The organism is Agromyces sp. Marseille-P2726 (assembly GCF_902809835.1).
GTDB lineage: Bacteria > Actinomycetota > Actinomycetes > Actinomycetales > Microbacteriaceae > Agromyces.
The window spans coordinates 53072-71278 of sequence record NZ_CADDWM010000007.1; the positions used below are offsets into that span (position 1 = coordinate 53072).

Genomic DNA, 18207 nt, shown 5'->3' on the forward strand with positions numbered 1-18207 from the left:
GCATCGCAATGAACGACATCGAATCCCGGGTCCGAGCCTGGGCCCGAGGCCTGTATCCCACCGAGGCTGGCGTCGAGCTCCTCATCCGGCAAGGCAAAGCCATTCGCGAGGGCGCGCCGTGGCTCGCCCCGCACGGCGACCTCGTCGCCATCGACGTCGACCGGCTGCTCGCCGCGGCCGGCGCATGGTCGGGAGGCGAACAGCGAGTGGTCGCGATCGCCGCGTCGCTGCTCGGTGGACCAGCCGTCGACCTCTCCGAGGTCATCCCCGGTCTCGACCGCGACAACGCCGCGCTCGTCCTCGCTGCGATCGCGCACGCAAACGGCTCCCGCGAGCACAGCGGCGTTCGCTTCAGCGACGGAGGTGTACCGGTCGGCTTCTTCCAGGAAGCCGCCCTCTTCCCGTGGCCGGCGGTGGCCCAGCAGACCTGACCGATGACGGCCTCACCATGTGCGGATGTCGCGCCTCGTGTCGTGGGTGACATGTCGCCACCTCGCCGTCGATCGTCGCCGGTCTCCGTCATCGGCGGCTCCTGTCCAGCCGCGACCGGATACGCGGCGGCGACGTCCCCAATGGGAGAGCGTGAGGCGTGGCGTGTGTCGACGCCTGCACCGCGACATGAGGGTTCTCGTTCGAGGACGATGTTGTCTGGCACGTGTGCGTGCCGGCTTGAGAGGGCGAGCTCGGCTCTCGGACGCGAGGACTCGACACCGAGAGCAGCGAGCGCTCCGGGACTGTCGCGGGTGGAAAGTTGCCACGAGCGAGTCTGACTGCGTCGGGCGTCCCTGAGGCACAGCGCGAGCCTGCCACAGATCATCCGACGGGGCGAGGCCGGCCTGCGCCTCGACCGACCCCAGGCGGTGCCTGCCGCTTATCGAAGCAGAACACGTCTGGCACTTGAGGGCGGCTGCGTCGCAACCGCGTTACATGAAATGCGCGGGCGTCCCCATCGGTAGGGCATGAAACAGAACAGCTACCCGTGTGGGGGTGCGGCGGATGCGCCTCGCGATCGCTGATCCCCCGTACCTCGGCCGCGCGAACCGTTGGTACGGCGATGGTCGCGGCGCGGGTCGCGTCCGTTCGGACGGCGGCGGCAGCGGTCGGAACGGGCGCAAGCCGGACCATCACCCTGAGGCGAGGGTGTGGGACGACCCGGCTTCGCATGCGGCGCTCGTGGAGCAGCTCGCTGCCGAGTACGACGGGTGGGCGATCGCCGGCCATGCGACGTCGACCGCGCTGTTGCTCGCGGCCGCGCCGGAGGGAGCGCAGCTCGCGATCTGGAGCCGACCGAACGCACTGCCCGGCGGAGCTCGCGTCGTCAATGCGTGGGAGCCCGTCGTGGTCTACGTGCCGCGGCCGAGGCGCGATCGTGCGACCGGGCTAAGGGTCCGCGACCTCCTCGTTGCGTCTGTACGCCCGCAGGGCTTCCTCGGATCCAAGCCACCCGAGTGGACGCGTTGGGTGCTGGACATGCTCGGCTACGACCCCGCAGCCGACGAACTCGTCGACGTGTTCGCCGGTTCAGGTGCTGTCGCGTCCGCCGCTGACGGGATGCTTCCACTCGTCGCCAACTCAGGGATGGAGGCGACACGATGACGCGTCAGCTATCGCGGGCGATGACGCTGCTCGGCGACGCGGCGCACGCGCCGCAGCGCATCGGACATCGACGGTTCGCGTCGTGGTGTCGCGAATGTCGTCGCCGGTTCGTCGGGGGCACTCAGCACACGTCGTTCTGCTCGCAGGCGTGTCGTGACGCGGCCCGTCGCCGTGTGTCGCGCCAGGGTCGCGACGCGGCGACATCCGTACTGGCGCGCCGTTGCGAGGGTTGCCTGTCGTGGTTCGTGTCGGCCGTGTCGCGTCAGCGGTTCTGCTCGGCGACATGCCGCAAGCGTGCGTGGCACGACGCGGCTCGTGTCGCCGCGCCGCGACGGACGACGTGCGCGAACGCATCGTGCCAGGCCGACATGTCGCGGGCTCGGGCAGGTCAGCAGTACTGCTCGACGCGATGCCGCGTCGCGGCGTTCCGGGCGCGACAGGCGACGTCATGATCTCGATGGTGAAGATCGCGTCGGGCGAAGACGCGTGGCGGTACTTCCAGGATTCTGTCGCGGCCGAGGCCGGCCGGGGCGACGCAGTCGACTACTACGCGGCCGAGGGCACGCCGGCCGGGCGCTGGTACGGCGCCGGTGTCGCTGGTCTCGGTGTCGCCGAGGGGCGAACCGTGACGCCTTCCGAGCTGTCGCATCTCTTCGGTGCCGGCGCACACCCGTTGACCGGTGAGCCGTTGGCGCGGAAGTACGTCGTCGTCGCGACACTCGAGGAACGAATCGACGCGCGCGTGAAGAAGCTCGACACGTCACTAGATGACGCGACGCGCGAGCACGCGGTGGCGAAGATCATCGCCGAGGAGACGGCGCACACCCCGCCGTCATCCGTCGCGGGGTTCGAGTTGGTGTTCAATCCGCCGAAGTCGGTCAGCGTGCTCTGGGCGCTATCGCCAGCTTCGGTGCAGGAGCAGATCAAGGCCGCACATGAGCAGGCCCTGGAGGAGACCCTCGCGATCCTCGAGCGTGACGCGCTGCGCACCCGAGCCGGCGCCGGGGGTGTCGCTCAACTCGAGGTACTTGGCGCGGTCGCGACCGGGTTCGACCACTGGGACTCGCGAGAGGGCGACCCGCAGCTGCACACCCACCTGCTGATCGCGAACCGGGTCCAGACGGCGGACGGACAGTGGCGCACCATCGACTCGCGGCATGCGCTGTCGCCTCACGTCGTCACGCTGTCTGAGACGTACGACGCGGCGCTCATGGACGCGCTGTCGAACCGGCTTGGCGTCCAATGGACGGAGCGGTCGGTGGATCGCCACCCAGAGCGGTATGCCCGATTCCTCAACGAGCGGAACCTCAACGACTCGCAGGAGAGCCGCGCGCTGTTCGCGGACGAACTCGGCGTCGCCGCACGGAATCGGAAGTGGGAGATCGACGGTATCCCGTCGTCGCTGCTCGACGAGTTCTCGCAGCGATCGACGCAGATCGCACAGGCCAAGGACGAGCTCATAGAGGAGTACCGCGCGGCGACCGGCAAGGAGCCGTCGCGATTCCAGATCTGGCGAATGCGGCAGGCGGCGACCCGGCGCACCCGCGCATCCAAGACCGTGCATTCGCTCGAGGAGCTGTCGGCGTGGTGGCGAGAGCGCGCTGCACGCATCACCGACCCCGACCGGCTCGTCGGACGCGTCGTCGAGGCCGGACACCGGCGCCTGTCGTTGCAGTCACAGTGGTCGCTGCACGGCGACGACCTCGCCAACGTCGTCGACGTCGATGAGGTCGCCGGTCGCGTCCTCGCCGCGCTGACCGCGTCCCGCACGACGTGGACTCGAGCCAACGCGCTGGCCGAGGTGCACCGGGCGCTCAAGCCCGTTACGTTCCGCAGCATCCTCGACCGCGATAACGCCTCGCGTCGGGTGCTCCACCAGGTCGTCGCGGCCGCGGTGCCGTTGACGCCTCGGAACCCACTGCACGCACCACGCGAGTTCCGGCAATCGGACGGCGCCAGCGCATTCGCGCCGACCGCGCGGGAACTGTTCACCACCCGCGCACTTCTGGATGCTGAGCGCCGCCTGGTTGCGGCATCCCATCAGGCCAGCAACCTAAGCGTCGGCGCGGACGCGATCGCGGCCATGCTGGATGCTGCCGACAACGACGGTCGGATGCTCGGAACAGACCAACGCGACGCGGTCGCCCGCATCGCCACGTCAGGACTCGCCGTCGACGTGCTCGTCGGCCCCGCCGGGGCGGGCAAGACGACCACGCACGCGAAGCTGCGCGAGCTATGGGAGCACCAGCACGGGCAACACTCCGTGATCGGGCTCGCCCCATCGGCCGCGGCCGCGCGTGTCCTCGGCGACGCGCTCAGCATCGAGACCGAGAACACCGCGATGTGGATCACCGGGTCGACCGGCGATCGGCCCCGGTTCGCCATGCGCCCGGGGCAACTCGTCATCGTCGACGAGGCCGGCATGAGCGGCACCCTCGCCCTCGACGAACTCCGCGCGCAGGCCGCGGCGGCGGGGGCGAAGCTGCTGCTCGTCGGCGACTGGGCACAGCTCGGCGCGGTCGATGCGGGTGGCGCGTTCTCGCTCATCGTCGCCGAGCGCGGCGATCGCGCCGCGCAGCTCGACCAGGTGTGGCGATTCACGGCCGAGTGGGAGCGGGATGCCTCGGTGCTGCTACGACTCGGTGACGTCGGAGCGATCGACGCATATGCAGCGCACGATCGCATGGAGTCAGGAAGCAGCGACGAGATGCTCGCCGACGCGCTTGCCGCGTGGAGGGCGGATGTCGCGGCGGGCCTCGAGTCGCTGCTAATCGCGTCAGACAACGCCCAGGTTCGTACGCTGAATCTCCACGCCCAAGAGTGGTTGAGGGAGGCTGGCAAGCTCGGCGACGAGTCAGCCGGGATCAGTGAGCAGCTGCGCGCACACCTTGGCGACAGGGTCGTCACTCGGAACAACAACCGGACGCTGCGCGACTCGCATGGCGAGTGGGTGCGCAACGGTCAGGAGTGGACCGTCGTCAAGCTACGCCGGAACGGTGAAGCCGTCGTTGAGAACGCGGATGGCGCACGCGTGACGCTCCCGGTCGCGTACCTCAGGGAGCACGTGCAACTCGCTTACGCCACCACGGCCCACCGGTCGCAGGGCCGCACGGTGGACACCGCGCACATGCTCGTCGACGAGACCACGACCCGAGAGGTCGCGTACGTCGGCCTCACCCGCGGCAAGCAGTCGAACAAGGCGTATGTGACGGCGGGTGTCCCCGACTCGGACACGAGCCGGCAGCTCGAGCGGGGTTGGCGCGACGTACTCGAGTCGGTGCTCCGTTCGACCGGCGCGGACACGTCCGCAACCGCAACGGCTCGAGGCGAGCAGGCGCGAGTGTCGAGCATCCGGCAACTCGCGGCCGAGTACGACACCCTGGCCGCGCACATCGCCGCGGAACGGTACGGCGCCGTGCTGAGCGCGTCGCTCGGGGAGGAACTACACGCGCAGCTTCGCGGCGATGGCGGCTACGACGCGCTCGTGGCGCTCATGCGTCGCCTCGACGAGCAGCAACTCCCGGTCGCGGAGATCATCACGGAGGCGGTGCACGCTCGTCGCCTCGACACCGCCAACGACGCGGCCGCGGTCGTCCACCAGCGACTCACCGACCGTCTCGCGATCGCCTCGGCGAACGCCCCCCAGGCGAGGCGCGAACGCATCGCCGGCCTCATCCCGGTGATCTGCAGCGACCACGCCGACATGCAGCGTGCGCTCGACGAGCGTGCGACCGCCATCCGTGATCGCGCCGAGCGCGTACTCGACGACGCTATCGCGGCAGGTGAACCATGGACATCGAGGCTCCGCATACCAGGCGGAGACGACTGGCGCGAGCACGCGGTGACGATTGCCGCCTACCGTGACAAGTGGGGCGTCACCTCGTCGACGCCACTCGGCCCAATCGATGACCTGAACCATCAGCGGCGCACGGACTACGAGATCGCCCGCACGGCGCTCCCCCACGTCGAGGCAGCCGCCCCGGCCGTCAACGTGCCGCGTTCGGACGACGCGTCGCGTTACTCACAGATGCCCGCCGAGCAAACGACACGTCAGCGGATCCGTCTACCGTGAGCGCTATGCGGCACGACGATCACTACGAGACGCTCGGGATCACCCCTGGCGCGTCTGCCGAGGCGGTGGAGGCGGCGCTCACCGAGCGCGCGTTTGCCACGCACCCCGACCTGGTCGGTAATCGCCGCACCACGCGTGAGCACGCGCGCGTCGTCTCCGCCGGCGAAGTCCTCACCGACCCTGCACGTCGGGCCGCGTATGACGCTCAGGCAGAGAGGGCGCGCGAGCGCCGCAAGATTCCGAGGTGGGTCGCCGTCGTTGCAGCGATCATCGTGCCTGCGGTCGTGCTGACGATCGCTGCGGCCATGCTGGGAGCCGGGATCACTGAGATTCCCGCTGCAAGCGGGCCCCCTGCAGTGCTGCAGATGGTCTCGCTGCAGATGGTGATCGTCGCCCTGGTGGTGGCGATCGTGCTCGCGTACCTCCCACGACGGAGCTTCCTACGTCGATCCTTCGCGGCACTCATGGTCACGGCAATGGGCATGGCCCCGGTGACGGTCAGCCCCGCGGGCCTCGGTGCCGACGGGCTTCTCGTGCTAGAGGGCGCGCTCCTGATGGGACTCGCCGTGCTCGCCGGTGGCGAACTCATGCTTCAGCTGATCGCGGTTTGGGCTCGGAAGCGCTGGGTCAAGATGCTTGAGCTCGCCGAACGCGCGAACATGCGGCTGCTCTATGCCGAGCGCGCACTGCTGTTCCCCTCACACTCACAGGTGCTCGGATACGACCTTCGCGCGGGCGAATGGCGGACGGTCGACCTGTGGGGTCGCGTCGTGACCGGATACTGGCAGCTCGTCGACGACCGTGGCGTCGTGAGTGTCAAGCCACGATTGAGCGGCCGTAATCAGCGGCTCACTGACCGCTGACTACCCGTTCGACTGGCTGCTTGAGGCGGACACGTACGAGCCATCGGCTGCACCGTAGGTGGCTGACGTCACCGGGGTCTCACTGAGGCGCTCGAGGACGTGGCCCTGCTCGCAGAACCAGGCAACAGCATCGGCGTCATCGGCAGGTCCGAACCTCTCCGCCGGGCACGCGGCATCCGTGTGACTGCAGTGAGCCGTCCACCGTCCTGCGGGCACGCATCCATGATCTGACCCTACGTCCCCTCGCGAGCATCCCAAGCGTGCGGTTCGAACTTCGGGTACCCCTGGAACGGGCCGGGCCCATGTGACCTTACGAACGCCAGATGAACCGCCTCGAGCGCAGCGCGCAGCGTCCGGTAGCGGCCCACGAGCTGGCCGTCGAACTCGCTGACGTAGCCGACCTCGTCGGCGATGCGCACGATCCTGACGCGCCCGTAATCGCGGCCGAGCGAGTCGACAAGCGTCCACACACCTGGCTCGCGCTCGTCCGCCGCAAGGAACGGATGCCAGCGAGGGCGGTGTTCGAGGGGCATCGGCCGGGCCTCCTTCTCGGCAGCGCGCCGGCCCGCGATGTGATGAGTCTACGACTGCCCTTCGCTGTCGAGGTCCGGAGAATCCGAAGCGGCAAACCAGCCACACGTCCTGCGGTCATCGCGACGCGTCGATCCGAGGTTCGCTGCTCGGAGGCGAACTCGCCGAACGCGCCTGAGTCGGCACGGTGCCTACCGGCGTGGGGCAGTAGATGCGTGCACGGCGCCGAATGATGGCGGCTCCGCGCCCGTCGAGCGCGGAGCCGGACCCAGGGAAGGCACGCTCGGCGCGTTACCAACTCCGCCGTAGAGCGCGCGAATGTGCGCCGATCGCCCAGCGGTGGTGCCGAACTCCCGGACCTCGACTCCAGCGCGGCCGATCGTGAGCAGTCGCGCGTCACCGTACTCGTCACTGACGAGGAGCACCTGCTGGGGCACGACGCCTGCACGTGCGGGCACGATCCGCCAACCGGCCCGGACATTCGCCCTCACGAGCTCGCGCACACTGCCGGCGGTCACCACCGCGCCGCTGCGGTGCGCTTCCAAGATCCGGCCCGTTTCGTGCTCGCGGGCCTCACCTTCCCGGATCGCTGCAACGGCGCGTCGCCGTACCTCGAGGAGGATGTCGTACGGCGGCTTGCCGACCAACTCTCGTGCGCGCGAGTCCAGGAGAACCTCCTCGTGCAGCCGCTCGGCGTGCTCGAGGTGATACACGTCCACCGCGCGCCGGAACCGTAGCCGCTCCCGAAGCTGCGCGGTCCGGTCCTTCCACTGGCTGATCAACTCGGGCGGGGTCGGCTCGTCCTGCCTCCTGATCCTCGTCAGCTCGACGTCAGATCGCCGGCGAACGATGAACGCCTCGTCCTCAGCCGCGTTCCTGCGCCTCTCGAAGGCGAGGACCCGCTGGAGCTTCCGGGGAGGGAGACCGGCCCTGGCAAGGGCACGTTCGACCCGCTTCTTGTCGCGTTGCTGAGCCTGGTACCGCGCGCGCTGCTCGGGCGACGGCGGCTTCGCCGGCTTCGTGCGATCTCGCTTCTCATTGTCTCGTCGCGCGTCTGCCCGCACCTTGTCCGGCGTGCGGGCAGCATCCCGGCGCGCCTTGATCGCCTCCTTGTTGCGGTGGTAGTAGGCCCGCTGCGACTCGCGGAACTTCTCTGGGTTCGCAGTCTTGTATCGCTCCCGCGCGGCCTGGCGCTTGTCGGGGTTCTGCTTACTCCACTCGCGGACGCGCTCGACTTCGCGCTCTCGCCGCTTCTTCTCGGCGGCTTGGGCTCGCATGTAGTTGCGATTCTGCTCGCGAAGCCGCTCGAGATTCTTCTCGCGATGTTCCGCGCGGTAGTCCGGATTGGCGTCCCACCAGGCACGCTTACGCGCCCGGTCTCGGGCGATGCGTTCCTCTTCCGGGAGGGGCCGAGTCATTCTGCGGTGGCGTCCGGGTCCGCCAGATCGGACAACGCCGCGAAGAGCTCTTCGCGGTACTCGCTCGGATCGACGATCGCTCGTCCCACGGATTCCCTCACCGACGCGAGTGCGTCACCTTCGAGGTCACCGAGCGGTTCGACGCACCAGTCGACGTCCTCGTCGAGACGATAGTCCGGCTGATCGACGTGGATCTGGCGGTAGTAGATGAACGCGGCGATCGCAGTGCGCTGAAGGGCGGTGTCGATCTGGTCTTGGGTGCTCATTCCGGCGGTTCCTCTCTTTGGGTGTTCGCGCTCGACGCTATTCACCGTCGCGGCGGCTCAGTCGACACGACGAGTTGCTGTGGATTGGTGCTGACTATCTCGCGGCCGCCCTCGCGCACGTCACCGGCGCGGACGGATGATCGCTGAGCTGGACGCCGTCCCTGACGGCATCGGTGTGGCTGCGCCCGCGCTGTAGCGGACTTCGGATGCAGGCGGAGTGCCCTGCTGATCCGGAGCCGGCCCACGATAGGCCGCCGGGAGTCGCCCGGACGGGTACGCGGCGATATCGCGGGGGCCGTCTGCTTCCCCGGTGCGCCAGAGATCCTCGGCGACGGTGTCGACGTAACGCTCGCGCTGTTCGACGGAGTCGAACTCCCATTCCTCGGTGTCGCCCTCGATGTACAGCAGCGCTCGTGGCTTGTCGTAGTCGTCGCTGAACATGACGACGGTGGTCGGCCACCGCCCGAGATCCCATCCCTCGGCAGCCCAGTCGGGGACGGCGCGCCAGCCGACGCGCTCGTTGATCGCGATGAATGCGTATCCGTCGCCGTGCGTGGGCACGACGCCAGAACGGTGGGAAGGGACGGGGACGCCGCTTTCGCGCGCCTCCGCCGGTCCGAGGGCGTCGCGCGCCAGGTCGTCGCGCTCAGCGGATGCCGCCGCAGTGAGCAATCCCCGGTTGGTGATGTTCGCCGCCATGGCGATCTTCCTCTCGCTCATCGTGCCGGCCCCCACACGAGATCTCGCATGGGGGCGGTGACGGGATGTTGGTCAGCGTGCGAAGCTCGCGGCCTGCTCAGGCGTGTGGTGCTGCGCCTGCGCGGGCGCTGGCGCTTTTGGGCCGCGTTCGATCACCACCCGCCCGCTTGCGAGGTCGGCGCCGATTGTCTGGATCGCGAACTCGTGCGACGAGCGCGAGTTGCCATCCTTGTCCTCGTAAGTCGAGAACCGAAGGTCGCCGGTCGCGACAAACGCGTCGCCGGAGCGCAGCGTGCCCTCGATGCGCTCGGCGAGGGGCCCATACCAGACGACGGCGTCGTGGAATGCACGGTGCGACACGACGGGGTATCCGTTCTCATCGCGGACGAGCTGGCCGTTCTCGCGCTTGTAGTCCTCCTCGACGAAGCGGAAGCGGAGCTTCGGCCCGCTCTCGTGCTTGGACCGCTCCGGGTCGCTGACCAGCCTCCCCTTGAGCGGGATGTTCTCCTTGGTGGTTGCCATGACTCCTCGACTCTCGATCGGGGTCCAGTCGCTCTGAACCTCTATCCCTCAGATGCGGTGGGGTGCGCAGCGCGCGCCTCGGGGCACGGTGCACTCCGGCGAAGCACGGCGAGGGCGTGTGCATTCGCAAGGTGAAGAGGCATTCTTCGCCGGAGCCTGAGGCGGTCGAGCAGATCGTGGACGTCATCGTGCGCTTGGCGATGGAGCGGCACAAGGTCGTCATGGTGTTCCGCGCCGAGTCGCGAGTACTCCATGTGGTGGAGGTCGTCCCGGCGGATGTCCCACGGGTGCCCGCAGACCGCGCACACGATCGGCCCGGGCGATCGGCGAAGATGCTCGGCAGCCCATTCCTCTCGTCGGCGCCGCCACGCTTCGGAGTCGATGTACGCGTCGTAACGCCGCCTTCGGGTCAGTGCAACGCCCGCCCGGATGTCGCGACGCCGCATTCGGGTCATCGGTTGTGCTGCTCGTTCCACTCGTGGAGACGCGCGGCATACGGGCTCGCAGCCTTGAGCCGCGCGGCGACGAGCTCGCGGTCCCGCTTGAGCTGGTCGGCGATCGGGAGTTCGATCCACGGCGAGAGCTTTGCGATGGCAGGCTTGAGCTGGCGGAAGAACACGAGCGCGGTGCCGAATGGCAGCGTTCGAATCTCGCTCGCCCGCAGCACCCGCTTCTCCTCGCGCGCGTACTGGTGTGAGACGCCGGCCTCGGACGTCGAGTAGGAGCGACGCTCGAGTTCGACCTCGCCCACGAGCGTCTCCAGGTCCTTGAGGTCGGACGGGTCGGATGCGCCCGGCAGGACGATCTTGAGGCTCGCCGCGCCCCACATCGCTCGAGCGCCTTCACGTCCCCACGCCATTTCCGCCTGTGAGATGGACTGCAGCACGACGATGACCGTCAGACCCGAGCCGCCGCTGTAGCTGATGAGCTTCGGCAGCGTCGGAATCTTGAAGTTCGCGGCCTCGTCGAGGATGAACTGCACGGGAGGGTCCAGCCGCGCGGCCGGGGACGCGCCGGCGATGCCCTGGGCGACCGCGGAGATCTCCTCGACGAGGGCCACGATCAGCGGTTCGAACGCCGCGGCCGACGCTGCGTCGCCAATCAGGTAGAGCGTCCCGCGCGACATGATGAACTCGAACGGGTCGAAGGCAACATCTTCCGGGTCGGGGATCATGCAAGCCCGCACCTTCGGCGACGCCATGTATGCGACATCCGCATACGCAGCGGCCCAATCGTTGCCGCGCTGTTCCGGGCTGCCGGTAAGTACGGCGTTGAGCGACCGTGCCGTGGCCCGGTCGGCATCGGGCGAGGTACTGAGGATGTCGAGCGCTTCGGTCTTCGCGAGGTTCGGGTCGCTCATCCACCGCCAGAAGTCCTCGATCGTGCGGCCGTCGAGCGCGGCCGCGTGGAACAAGGCAAGGATGATCTTTTTCGAGGTCGCCTCCCAGTAGCCGGCGTTCTGCACACCTTCGAAGCCATCGCCGGGGATCAGCGACGCGAGTCGGCGCATCGCAACGTCGAGGTCCTCGGCGCCCTCGAGCGGCGACCAACGCAGCTCGCTGCCAGCGCCCGCCGCGACGCCACCCGGGTCGAACACGAACACGGGCCCGCCGGTGCGCTTGCGGTGCTCGATCGTCAGGAGCAGGTTGTCGGCACGCGTCGACGTCGTGACGATGGCACCCATCGCCTTCGTAAGCATCGGCACGATGAAGTTGAAGCCCTTGCCCGACCGCGACGGGCCGACGAGGATCGCCGAGTCTTCGACGCTCATCCAGATCGGTAGCCGCTGCGAAACTCCGATGCAGTAGCCGACGTCCTCGGGGTTGGCTATCTTCGCGTCAACGGACGGTCGAAGCGTGCTCGCTCGTGCGGTGAGTTGCGGAGCACCGGCGTACTTCTTGAGGTCCGTCCGCCGGGCCGTCCCCCTCCGGATTGCGTCGGACCTCGCGGAGCGCTGTCGGCGCTTGGCCAAGTATGTCAGCGGCGTGACGAACGCAGCGACCAAGAGAGCAACGAGCGCCCAGTGGACGAGCCCGAGCACAGGCTGCGCCGTGATGGACGTCGGATCAGGCTGCCCGTAGAGCCCGAGCATCTCCCACGACGTCAGCGGCGGGTACGCGGTCGACGTGATCCCCGCCAGAATCCAGAGCACCGCGGCTTGGACGGCGACAAGAACTCCGGCGACGCCGACCCCACCGACCGCCAAGTTTGCGCGCCATGAATCCGGTGAACGCATCTCTATAACCCCCTTCGGTCACGGTTGTGATGCGGATTCGTGCGCATTCACCGAGAGGACGATCGGCGAAGCAAGGGGCCGCGAATCGTGACGCTTGCGAGGACATCCCAAAGCCAGATCCGTAGGCGCGTCCGGGCGCCGACGCGCCTACGCTCGTCTCATGAGCAGCAGCTCCTGGGCGTCGAGTCCCGCAGCGCGAAAGGTCATGCAGGCTAATCGAAGCCGTGACACGAGCATCGAATGGGCGGTGCGAAGGATCGCCCATTCGCGCGGCATGCGGTACCGAGTGAATGCACGGCCGGAGCGGGACATCCGACGCACAGCCGACATGGTGTTCGGCGGGCCGAGAGTCGCCGTGTTCATCGACGGCTGCTTCTGGCATGGTTGCACGGCTCACTACACGCGCCCTGTGGCGAACTCTGACTACTGGGGCGACAAGGTCTCCCGGAACCGCGCGCGTGACATTGAGACCAACAACCTGCTTCGCGAAAGGGGTTGGACGGTCTTGCGCTTCTGGGAGCATGAGAAGCCCAGCGAGGTCGCTGATGTGATCGAACGGGCTGTGCGTGGCGTAGAAGCTCATCCTGAAGGTTCAGGTCCGCCATCCAGTGGTGCGGCAAGCGAGGGGCGACGCCGCCTGGTATGAGTTCATGCCCCGACGCGAGGCGAGGGACGCCGACCCGTCCCAATGTGCTGATGACAGCCCGGGCAATCCCATCAATGATGGCCATCTCGCTCTTTCTGTGACCGTGCTTACGATGTGGACCGGATCCACCCGAGGGCTCGGCACCAGGGTTGGGCAGTCGGCTTTGGAGACAAGCCGGGCCGCGGCGGTGCACCGGCCCAGCGGTGGCATGCCACGATGGGTCCCATGCCGGTTCAGGATGACGCTCGTGAGAACCAGATGATTCAGCTCTTCAATCTCACCGTGCCTGAGGACCGCGGCCGCAGCGACATCGACGCGCACCTGAACATCGATGGCCGGGTTATCAACTTCGAGCTCAAGTCGACCACGAGCGGATCCGTCTCGACTGTGCGCGACTTCGGGCCCGACCACATCCGGAAATGGCGGGACGACCTTCACTGGATCTTCGCGTTCTACGACAAGTCGGGCACGAAGCTTCAGCAGTGCGTCTACGCATCGCCCGACGACATGGAGCCCTGGATCGCGGAGAAGGAGCGTTACGTCCGCCCGGACATTCTGCTCGCCAACTCGCTTCCGGGCCTCGTCACCGCCGACATGGTCACTGCGATCCTCGGCGAGAAGGAAACATACTCACTCGTCGACGCTAAGTGGATCATGAAGAACCAATGGCGCGCGGCGCAGTACCGCGAGCAGCAGGATGTCGCGGGTGGATACTCGCTGGGACGGATGACGGAGATCCTTCAGCAGCGGGCCCGCTACGTGATCCTTCGCGGTGCCACGCTGAACAACCCACACATCGAGTCGGGGTACTTCGAGGACTTCGAGAAGATCACCGAAGAGCACGCCAGCAAGTTGCGCGAGTTGGTTCGCGCCTACCTCAGTAAGGCGTCCGCGACGGACGACGCGACTGCGTAGCCGACTGGCGGCGCGACCGAGTTGCCGATCTGCCCGAGTTGCATGTAGACGGCTCCGGAGAACCGCCAGGACTCTGGGAACCCCTGCAATAGGGCGACATCGGGCACAGAGAGGCGGAAGTGGCCGTTCTTCGCGACGAAGGCCTGCGCCGCCTCTCGAGTCGCGGCCACGCCGTTCGGCCAGATACGCAGCGCCTCGAAGCGCTTCTGCGCAGACACGCTGCTGAGAATTGAGGTTGTGTGACGCGGGCCGGAAAGGGCACTTCGAATAGTTGGCGACAGGTCGTCAAACCCGGTGTCGGGAAGCCCGAGCGCGGCGCGAACGCCCATCGTCTCTGGAAGTCCGTTGGCGGGTGCGCCAGTGCGCCGGAAGCGGGGGGTCGGTGCGACCCAGCGACGCTCAATCGTCCTTGTTCGGAAGCCGAAGAAGACGACACGCTTGCGTACCTGCGGCACCCCGTACTCGTAAGCCTGGAGCAGCACCCGGTGGATGCGGTAGTGCCTGCCTAGGCGAGCGAGGATCGTCTGTTCGACATAATCGGAGAACGTCGCTGAGGCCAGGGCGGCTACGTTCTCTGCTACAAACACGTCTGGGCGCGCCTCAAGGACGGCGCGCACGAACTCCGGCCACATGTCCCGGGGATCCGCTGCGCCGCGCTGCTTGCCGGCATTACTGAATGGCTGGCACGGCGGGCCACCGTGGACGATCGCGACATTTTCCCTGTAGACGTTCCAGTCGACCCCACGTACATCACCGTCTTCACCGCCGTGAACGTTCCACTCTGGGTGCGCGGTCTTCAATGTATCTGCGGCGTCGGAGAGGATCTCCCATGAGCCCACATGCGAGAAGCCGGCCCGGTCGAAGCCGAGATCTAGGCCACCACCGCCGCTGAACAGGGAGAGCGTCGGCAGTCCATTCGGGTCCCGCTCGGGCATCAATGCCATCGGGTCGAACTGGGGAATATTGACCTCGTGAATCGGCTCTTCGCCGCGCCCGTCGAGGGCGGCTTGGCGACGGAGTCGAGATTCGCGAGAGCGCTGACGGAAGACCTCACGCTCGGCCTCGGTGAGCAGCCATGGCTCGTGCAGAGGATCCGTGGACTTGATCCGGCTGGGTACGTAGTCGGTCGAGAGGCTCACGTGCTCACGGTAGCCGGTGCCACCCGCTTTGTCAGCTGGGCGCACCGAGGTGAGGTGCCTGACTCCTCTCTCCGTGCGAGCAAAATGCGCTCTCACCGGGTCATGTTGGTCGGAGCTCTTCCTCGAAATTCCTCGCCTCGCGGCGGGACCACGCCTCACGGGGGTGACCAGATGTGTGCTCTCACGGACGCGGTCGGGCCGATCACCGCTGGGATTGGCCCCATTGCCTGCGGCGTGATCATCTCGGTGGGCGCGGGTGCAACATCGGATTGCATCGCATCGACGAGCGCAGCAAGCTTCGCCTCGGTGTCAGCGAGCTCGGCCATGCGCGGCCATGGCTGGTCGACCGTCTGCCGGATCAGCTTCTCCTCGTCGACGAGCGAGCTGATCTTCGCGCGCACGGCGCGATCGTGCTCGTCGAGGTTGTTGACCCGGTGCTCGAACCGCTGCGCGATCGCTGAAGGCAGCGCTCCGCGCAGCTCGTCGAGCTCGAAAGTCACCGACATCTCTGTGCCAAGCTCAGCGTCGCTTCGCGCGTACCCGTACGGGTCGAGCCGCGTCAGGTCAAACCGCACCATCGGTTTGTTCGTCGTGGCGTGCCGATAGCTCTTCGCCGTGAAGCTCACGCCGCCGACCGTCGCAATAATGCGCGTGGGCGTCGGAATAGTCGACGGCTGGTACCAGGCGGTGTGGAACTGCTCCACCGCTGCCTGCACCTGCGCGGCGAAGCGGGTGCGCTCATTCGTCGCGAACGCACGGGAGGCGGTGCCGTTCGTGCAGTACCCGGTGAAGCCGTCGCCGGCGGTGTCGCGGCGCTCCGCTCGGATCGCGTCGAGGTGGGGGAGTTGACCGCTCAGCCCGTCGCGGATGCTGATGACATCCCGCAGTCGGGCCTGAGTGACCGCCTTCTCGCGGTGGAAACCGCGCTCGAGGCTCTTCAGTCGCTTGATCGTGTTCCCGAGCGTGATGCGCTCCATCACGCGAGGGTCGTCGATGCCGCCGGTCGCCGCTTCGACCATGTTCTGCACGTCCTCGGATGGGTCGAGCTCGTAGTCACGCGCCTCGGATGTGCCGGCCATGATCTGCTCGAACGCCGCGGCCTTGCGCGTGACGGTCTGCCACATGTACGCGTCGAAGGAGCCCTGCTGCACGTATCGCAGGATCTCGATCTCTGCGTTCTGGTTGCCTTGTCGGATGCCGCGGCCCTCGCGCTGCACGATGTCAGCGGGTCGCCACGGGCAGTCGATGTGGTGCAGAGCAGTGACCCGGGTCTGGATGTTGGTGCCCGTGCCCATCTTCTCGGTCGAGCCGATGATCACGGACACGTCGCCGTCGCGGCAGGCCTTGAACAGCGCGGCCTTCTCGAGATCGGTGTTCGCGTCGTGGATGTATCGGATCGCGCGAGGAGGCATCCCGGCCCCGATGAGGCCGGCCTTGAGCTCGTCGTACATGTTGAACTTGTCGCCCGGGGTTCCTCGGTCGCAGAACACGATCTGAAGGCCGCCCCGCGTGGCATGGGTCCGGCCGAACACATCGCGGTATTCCGTATCGGCGTGAGCCCGGTGCACGCGCATGACCTCGCGCACGACAAGGTCTGCCTTCGACGGCGTGTTGACGTCGTACTCCCACGCCGAGTCGAGGAGCCGTAGGTCTAGGGCTGCGAGGCGGGCGTCGTTCGAGAGGGACAGCATGTTGTCGTCCCGCGGATCTACGATGCGTGCTCGAATAGCTTCGGCTCGGGCCTTCAGCTGCTCCTGGAACTGCTTCGTCCCGTCGTTCTTCGGCACGAGCACGACCCGCGGCGCCCTGCGTCCGTCGGGGAGCGGCGTGAGCAGTGGCACGGGGAGGTTGAGATCGCGGGCCGACTTCACGTCGCCGGCGATGTGGAACATTCGCAGCAGCTCGGGCGTGTTCCGGAACTTGCCGATGCGGGTCTTCATGCGCAAGTCACCGGCGGGCCCGACCTCTGGCGCCCGCACTTCTTGGGTGAACTGGCGGGCCCAGTCATCGGCCGAGTCGATGCCGGCGTCCTTGAGCACGTCGGGCCGAAGGTACCGCTGCATGACGTACATCTCCTGCAGTCCGTTCGCGACGGGCGTCGCGGTCGCGAGCGTGACGACGCGAGTGCGGCCAAGCGTGTTCCGGAGGTAGTCGAGCTTCATCTCGAGCGCCGTCCGCTGGCCCGAGAACATCCGAACCCAATGGGCCCACGCGGTGCGCGGCACCGAACTCGAGTGGATGACGCCCGTGTCCTGCCGCAAGGCGGTGGCGACCTACCTCGAGGCCGCAGAGGACATCGAGGCCGCCAGCGAGCAACTTGGGCACTCCAGCTCGCGCATCACATCGCGCTTCTACGTCCCCCCGAAGATCGACCGGAGCGACTTCTCATCACGTCTCGATGCGCTCGGCGGCGGTGCCCAAGCCTCCTGAGGCCGGGCGGCGGGGCCCACGGCGTGTTGATGAAGAGGCTTCGGGGTGCCGTCAGTGGCTCACCGGTACAGTCTCAGCGTGTCCAATTCGCGAGTATGGGTCAAGTGCAACCTTTGCCTTCTCTTGCTCGAGTCTAAGGACGCCTACTCGCGGCCACCCAAACATCCCTCCTTCGACGCCGAGACCTTCTGCACAAACCAGGACTGGACTGTCGTCCCTGAGCCCGACTGGGAGACCCAGCGTGCCCTGCGACAGCAGCTGCGCGACCTCTGGGCGGACCGCCACGAGTTCGAGGAAACCGGAGAAGCAGGAATCCGGTCGTCTCGTGGCGCAGATTCACCATGGGCTGGAGTGCGCGCGACTGAGGTCCGTCAGGTCTATGGCCAAGCTGGATCGCCTGGGTCGGGGAGAAACGCCTAACGCCACCACGCATTGCTCTGCGGCGGGGATCTTCAGCCGGCTTGGATGATCGTCACCTGGAAGGCGATCGATTCGAGGGTCGCAGTCGCATTTGCGCCGTTTGAAACCTCGGCGTCAACTGAGAGCTGGACTCGTCCAGTCTCGTCGTCGTGGTCGGCGTCGACGCCTGTGATGTTCCACCTCGCAGTTCCGGCATCGACGGATTGGCCCACCGAAGCCAGCGAGGCCGTCGCGATCGCCCTGATGAATTGTGCCTGTGCCAACGTTGGTCCGACAAGCGTCGTGAACGTTTGGTTAGCGCTTCCGCCTGTCGCAGAGAGCCCCAGATGCCCGAAGCCATTGATGATGTGTACCGTCCACTGAGCTGCCCCATCACCGAGGATGCCGAACTTCACACCCTGGACTGCAGTCACTTGCATCTCTTGCGGCATTGAATCTTCCCTCGCTATCGGCC

At 67.3% G+C, this 18207-nt stretch carries 16 protein-coding genes; 7 read left to right on the forward strand and 9 right to left on the reverse strand.

Annotated features, from left to right (window positions below; genetic code table 11):
* The first annotated feature begins 8 nt into the window (after nt 1-8).
* The 4 genes from HUS56_RS01920 to HUS56_RS01935 all read left to right on the forward strand — a co-directional run bounded on the left by HUS56_RS01920 (nt 9) and on the right by HUS56_RS01935 (nt 6531).
* A complete protein-coding gene (locus HUS56_RS01920; protein WP_173921728.1) occupies nt 9-431 on the forward strand; it encodes a hypothetical protein in 423 nt (140 codons plus the stop codon).
* A gap of 565 nt (nt 432-996) precedes the next feature.
* Nucleotides 997-1596 carry a hypothetical protein gene (locus tag HUS56_RS01925; protein WP_173921729.1) on the forward strand — a complete coding sequence of 200 codons (600 nt, stop codon included), beginning with the start codon at nt 997-999 and terminating at the stop codon, nt 1594-1596.
* Nucleotides 1597-1936: 340 nt separating this feature from the next.
* Nucleotides 1937-5668, forward strand: coding sequence for a MobF family relaxase (gene mobF, locus HUS56_RS01930; protein ID WP_173921730.1), 3732 nt, complete (start codon nt 1937-1939; stop codon nt 5666-5668).
* Nucleotides 5669-5673: 5 nt separating this feature from the next.
* On the forward strand, nt 5674-6531 hold the full coding sequence (locus HUS56_RS01935) for a DnaJ domain-containing protein (protein ID WP_173921731.1): 858 nt from the start codon (nt 5674-5676) through the stop codon (nt 6529-6531).
* 233 nt (nt 6532-6764) lie between these two features.
* On the opposite strand, the gene HUS56_RS01940 is transcribed toward HUS56_RS01935, so the two are convergent.
* From HUS56_RS01940 to HUS56_RS01965, 6 genes are all read right to left on the reverse strand, one after another.
* Complete coding sequence (locus HUS56_RS01940; protein ID WP_173921732.1) at nt 6765-7064, reverse strand: hypothetical protein; 300 nt, start codon at nt 7062-7064, stop codon at nt 6765-6767.
* Between the two features lie 189 nt (nt 7065-7253).
* On the reverse strand, nt 7254-8339 hold the full coding sequence (locus HUS56_RS01945) for a hypothetical protein (protein WP_173921733.1): 1086 nt from the start codon (nt 8337-8339) through the stop codon (nt 7254-7256).
* Between the two features lie 137 nt (nt 8340-8476).
* The gene (locus tag HUS56_RS01950) at nt 8477-8791 is read right to left on the reverse strand and encodes a hypothetical protein (RefSeq protein WP_173921734.1); all 315 of its coding nucleotides are present in this window, start codon (nt 8789-8791) and stop codon (nt 8477-8479) included.
* Between the two features lie 75 nt (nt 8792-8866).
* Nucleotides 8867-9466 carry a hypothetical protein gene (locus HUS56_RS01955; protein ID WP_173921735.1) on the reverse strand — a complete coding sequence of 200 codons (600 nt, stop codon included), beginning with the start codon at nt 9464-9466 and terminating at the stop codon, nt 8867-8869.
* A 51-nt stretch (nt 9467-9517) separates the two neighbouring features.
* The gene (locus HUS56_RS01960) at nt 9518-9967 is read right to left on the reverse strand and encodes a single-stranded DNA-binding protein (RefSeq protein WP_173921736.1); all 450 of its coding nucleotides are present in this window, start codon (nt 9965-9967) and stop codon (nt 9518-9520) included.
* Between the two features lie 451 nt (nt 9968-10418).
* Complete coding sequence (locus HUS56_RS01965) at nt 10419-12203, reverse strand: type IV secretory system conjugative DNA transfer family protein (protein WP_371808286.1); 1785 nt, start codon at nt 12201-12203, stop codon at nt 10419-10421.
* 160 nt (nt 12204-12363) lie between these two features.
* On the opposite strand from HUS56_RS01965, the gene HUS56_RS01970 reads away from it, so the two are divergent.
* Both HUS56_RS01970 and HUS56_RS01975 read left to right on the forward strand, forming a co-directional pair.
* Nucleotides 12364-12849, forward strand: coding sequence for a very short patch repair endonuclease (locus HUS56_RS01970; protein ID WP_173921738.1), 486 nt, complete (start codon nt 12364-12366; stop codon nt 12847-12849).
* Nucleotides 12850-12963: 114 nt separating this feature from the next.
* Nucleotides 12964-13764, forward strand: coding sequence for a hypothetical protein (locus tag HUS56_RS01975; protein ID WP_173921739.1), 801 nt, complete (start codon nt 12964-12966; stop codon nt 13762-13764).
* Here HUS56_RS01975 and HUS56_RS01980 read toward each other — a convergent pair.
* Both HUS56_RS01980 and HUS56_RS01985 read right to left on the reverse strand, forming a co-directional pair.
* On the reverse strand, nt 13722-14903 hold the full coding sequence (locus HUS56_RS01980; RefSeq protein ID WP_217423914.1) for a DNA cytosine methyltransferase: 1182 nt from the start codon (nt 14901-14903) through the stop codon (nt 13722-13724). The two genes, HUS56_RS01975 and HUS56_RS01980, sit on opposite strands and share 43 nt — an antisense overlap.
* A gap of 155 nt (nt 14904-15058) precedes the next feature.
* A complete protein-coding gene (locus HUS56_RS01985) occupies nt 15059-17065 on the reverse strand; it encodes a helicase-related protein (RefSeq protein WP_217423915.1) in 2007 nt (668 codons plus the stop codon).
* 52 nt (nt 17066-17117) lie between these two features.
* Between HUS56_RS01985 and HUS56_RS01990 the strand changes: the two genes are divergently transcribed.
* The gene (locus HUS56_RS01990) at nt 17118-17333 is read left to right on the forward strand and encodes a hypothetical protein (protein WP_173921741.1); all 216 of its coding nucleotides are present in this window, start codon (nt 17118-17120) and stop codon (nt 17331-17333) included.
* Nucleotides 17334-17785: 452 nt separating this feature from the next.
* On the opposite strand, the gene HUS56_RS01995 is transcribed toward HUS56_RS01990, so the two are convergent.
* Complete coding sequence (locus HUS56_RS01995) at nt 17786-18184, reverse strand: hypothetical protein (RefSeq protein ID WP_173921742.1); 399 nt, start codon at nt 18182-18184, stop codon at nt 17786-17788.
* Nucleotides 18185-18207: the final 23 nt, after the last annotated feature.

What these genes read in the sequence shown, in the direction of transcription:
- HUS56_RS01925 (WP_173921729.1), top strand. Translation starts at nt 997, where the DNA reads ATGCGCCTCGCGATCGCTGATCCCCCGTACCTCGGCCGCGCGAACCGT.
- HUS56_RS01920 (WP_173921728.1), top strand. Translation starts at nt 9, where the DNA reads ATGAACGACATCGAATCCCGGGTCCGAGCCTGGGCCCGAGGCCTGTAT.
- HUS56_RS01995 (WP_173921742.1), bottom strand. Translation starts at nt 18,184, where the DNA reads ATGCCGCAAGAGATGCAAGTGACTGCAGTCCAGGGTGTGAAGTTCGGC.
- HUS56_RS01960 (WP_173921736.1), bottom strand. Translation starts at nt 9,967, where the DNA reads ATGGCAACCACCAAGGAGAACATCCCGCTCAAGGGGAGGCTGGTCAGC.
- HUS56_RS01940 (WP_173921732.1), bottom strand. Translation starts at nt 7,064, where the DNA reads ATGCCCCTCGAACACCGCCCTCGCTGGCATCCGTTCCTTGCGGCGGAC.
- HUS56_RS01945 (WP_173921733.1), bottom strand. Translation starts at nt 8,339, where the DNA reads ATGCGAGCCCAAGCCGCCGAGAAGAAGCGGCGAGAGCGCGAAGTCGAG.
- HUS56_RS01955 (WP_173921735.1), bottom strand. Translation starts at nt 9,466, where the DNA reads ATGAGCGAGAGGAAGATCGCCATGGCGGCGAACATCACCAACCGGGGA.
- HUS56_RS01985 (WP_217423915.1), bottom strand. Translation starts at nt 17,065, where the DNA reads ATGAAGCTCGACTACCTCCGGAACACGCTTGGCCGCACTCGCGTCGTC.
- HUS56_RS01965 (WP_371808286.1), bottom strand. Translation starts at nt 12,203, where the DNA reads ATGCGTTCACCGGATTCATGGCGCGCAAACTTGGCGGTCGGTGGGGTC.
- HUS56_RS01970 (WP_173921738.1), top strand. Translation starts at nt 12,364, where the DNA reads ATGAGCAGCAGCTCCTGGGCGTCGAGTCCCGCAGCGCGAAAGGTCATG.
- HUS56_RS01935 (WP_173921731.1), top strand. Translation starts at nt 5,674, where the DNA reads ATGCGGCACGACGATCACTACGAGACGCTCGGGATCACCCCTGGCGCG.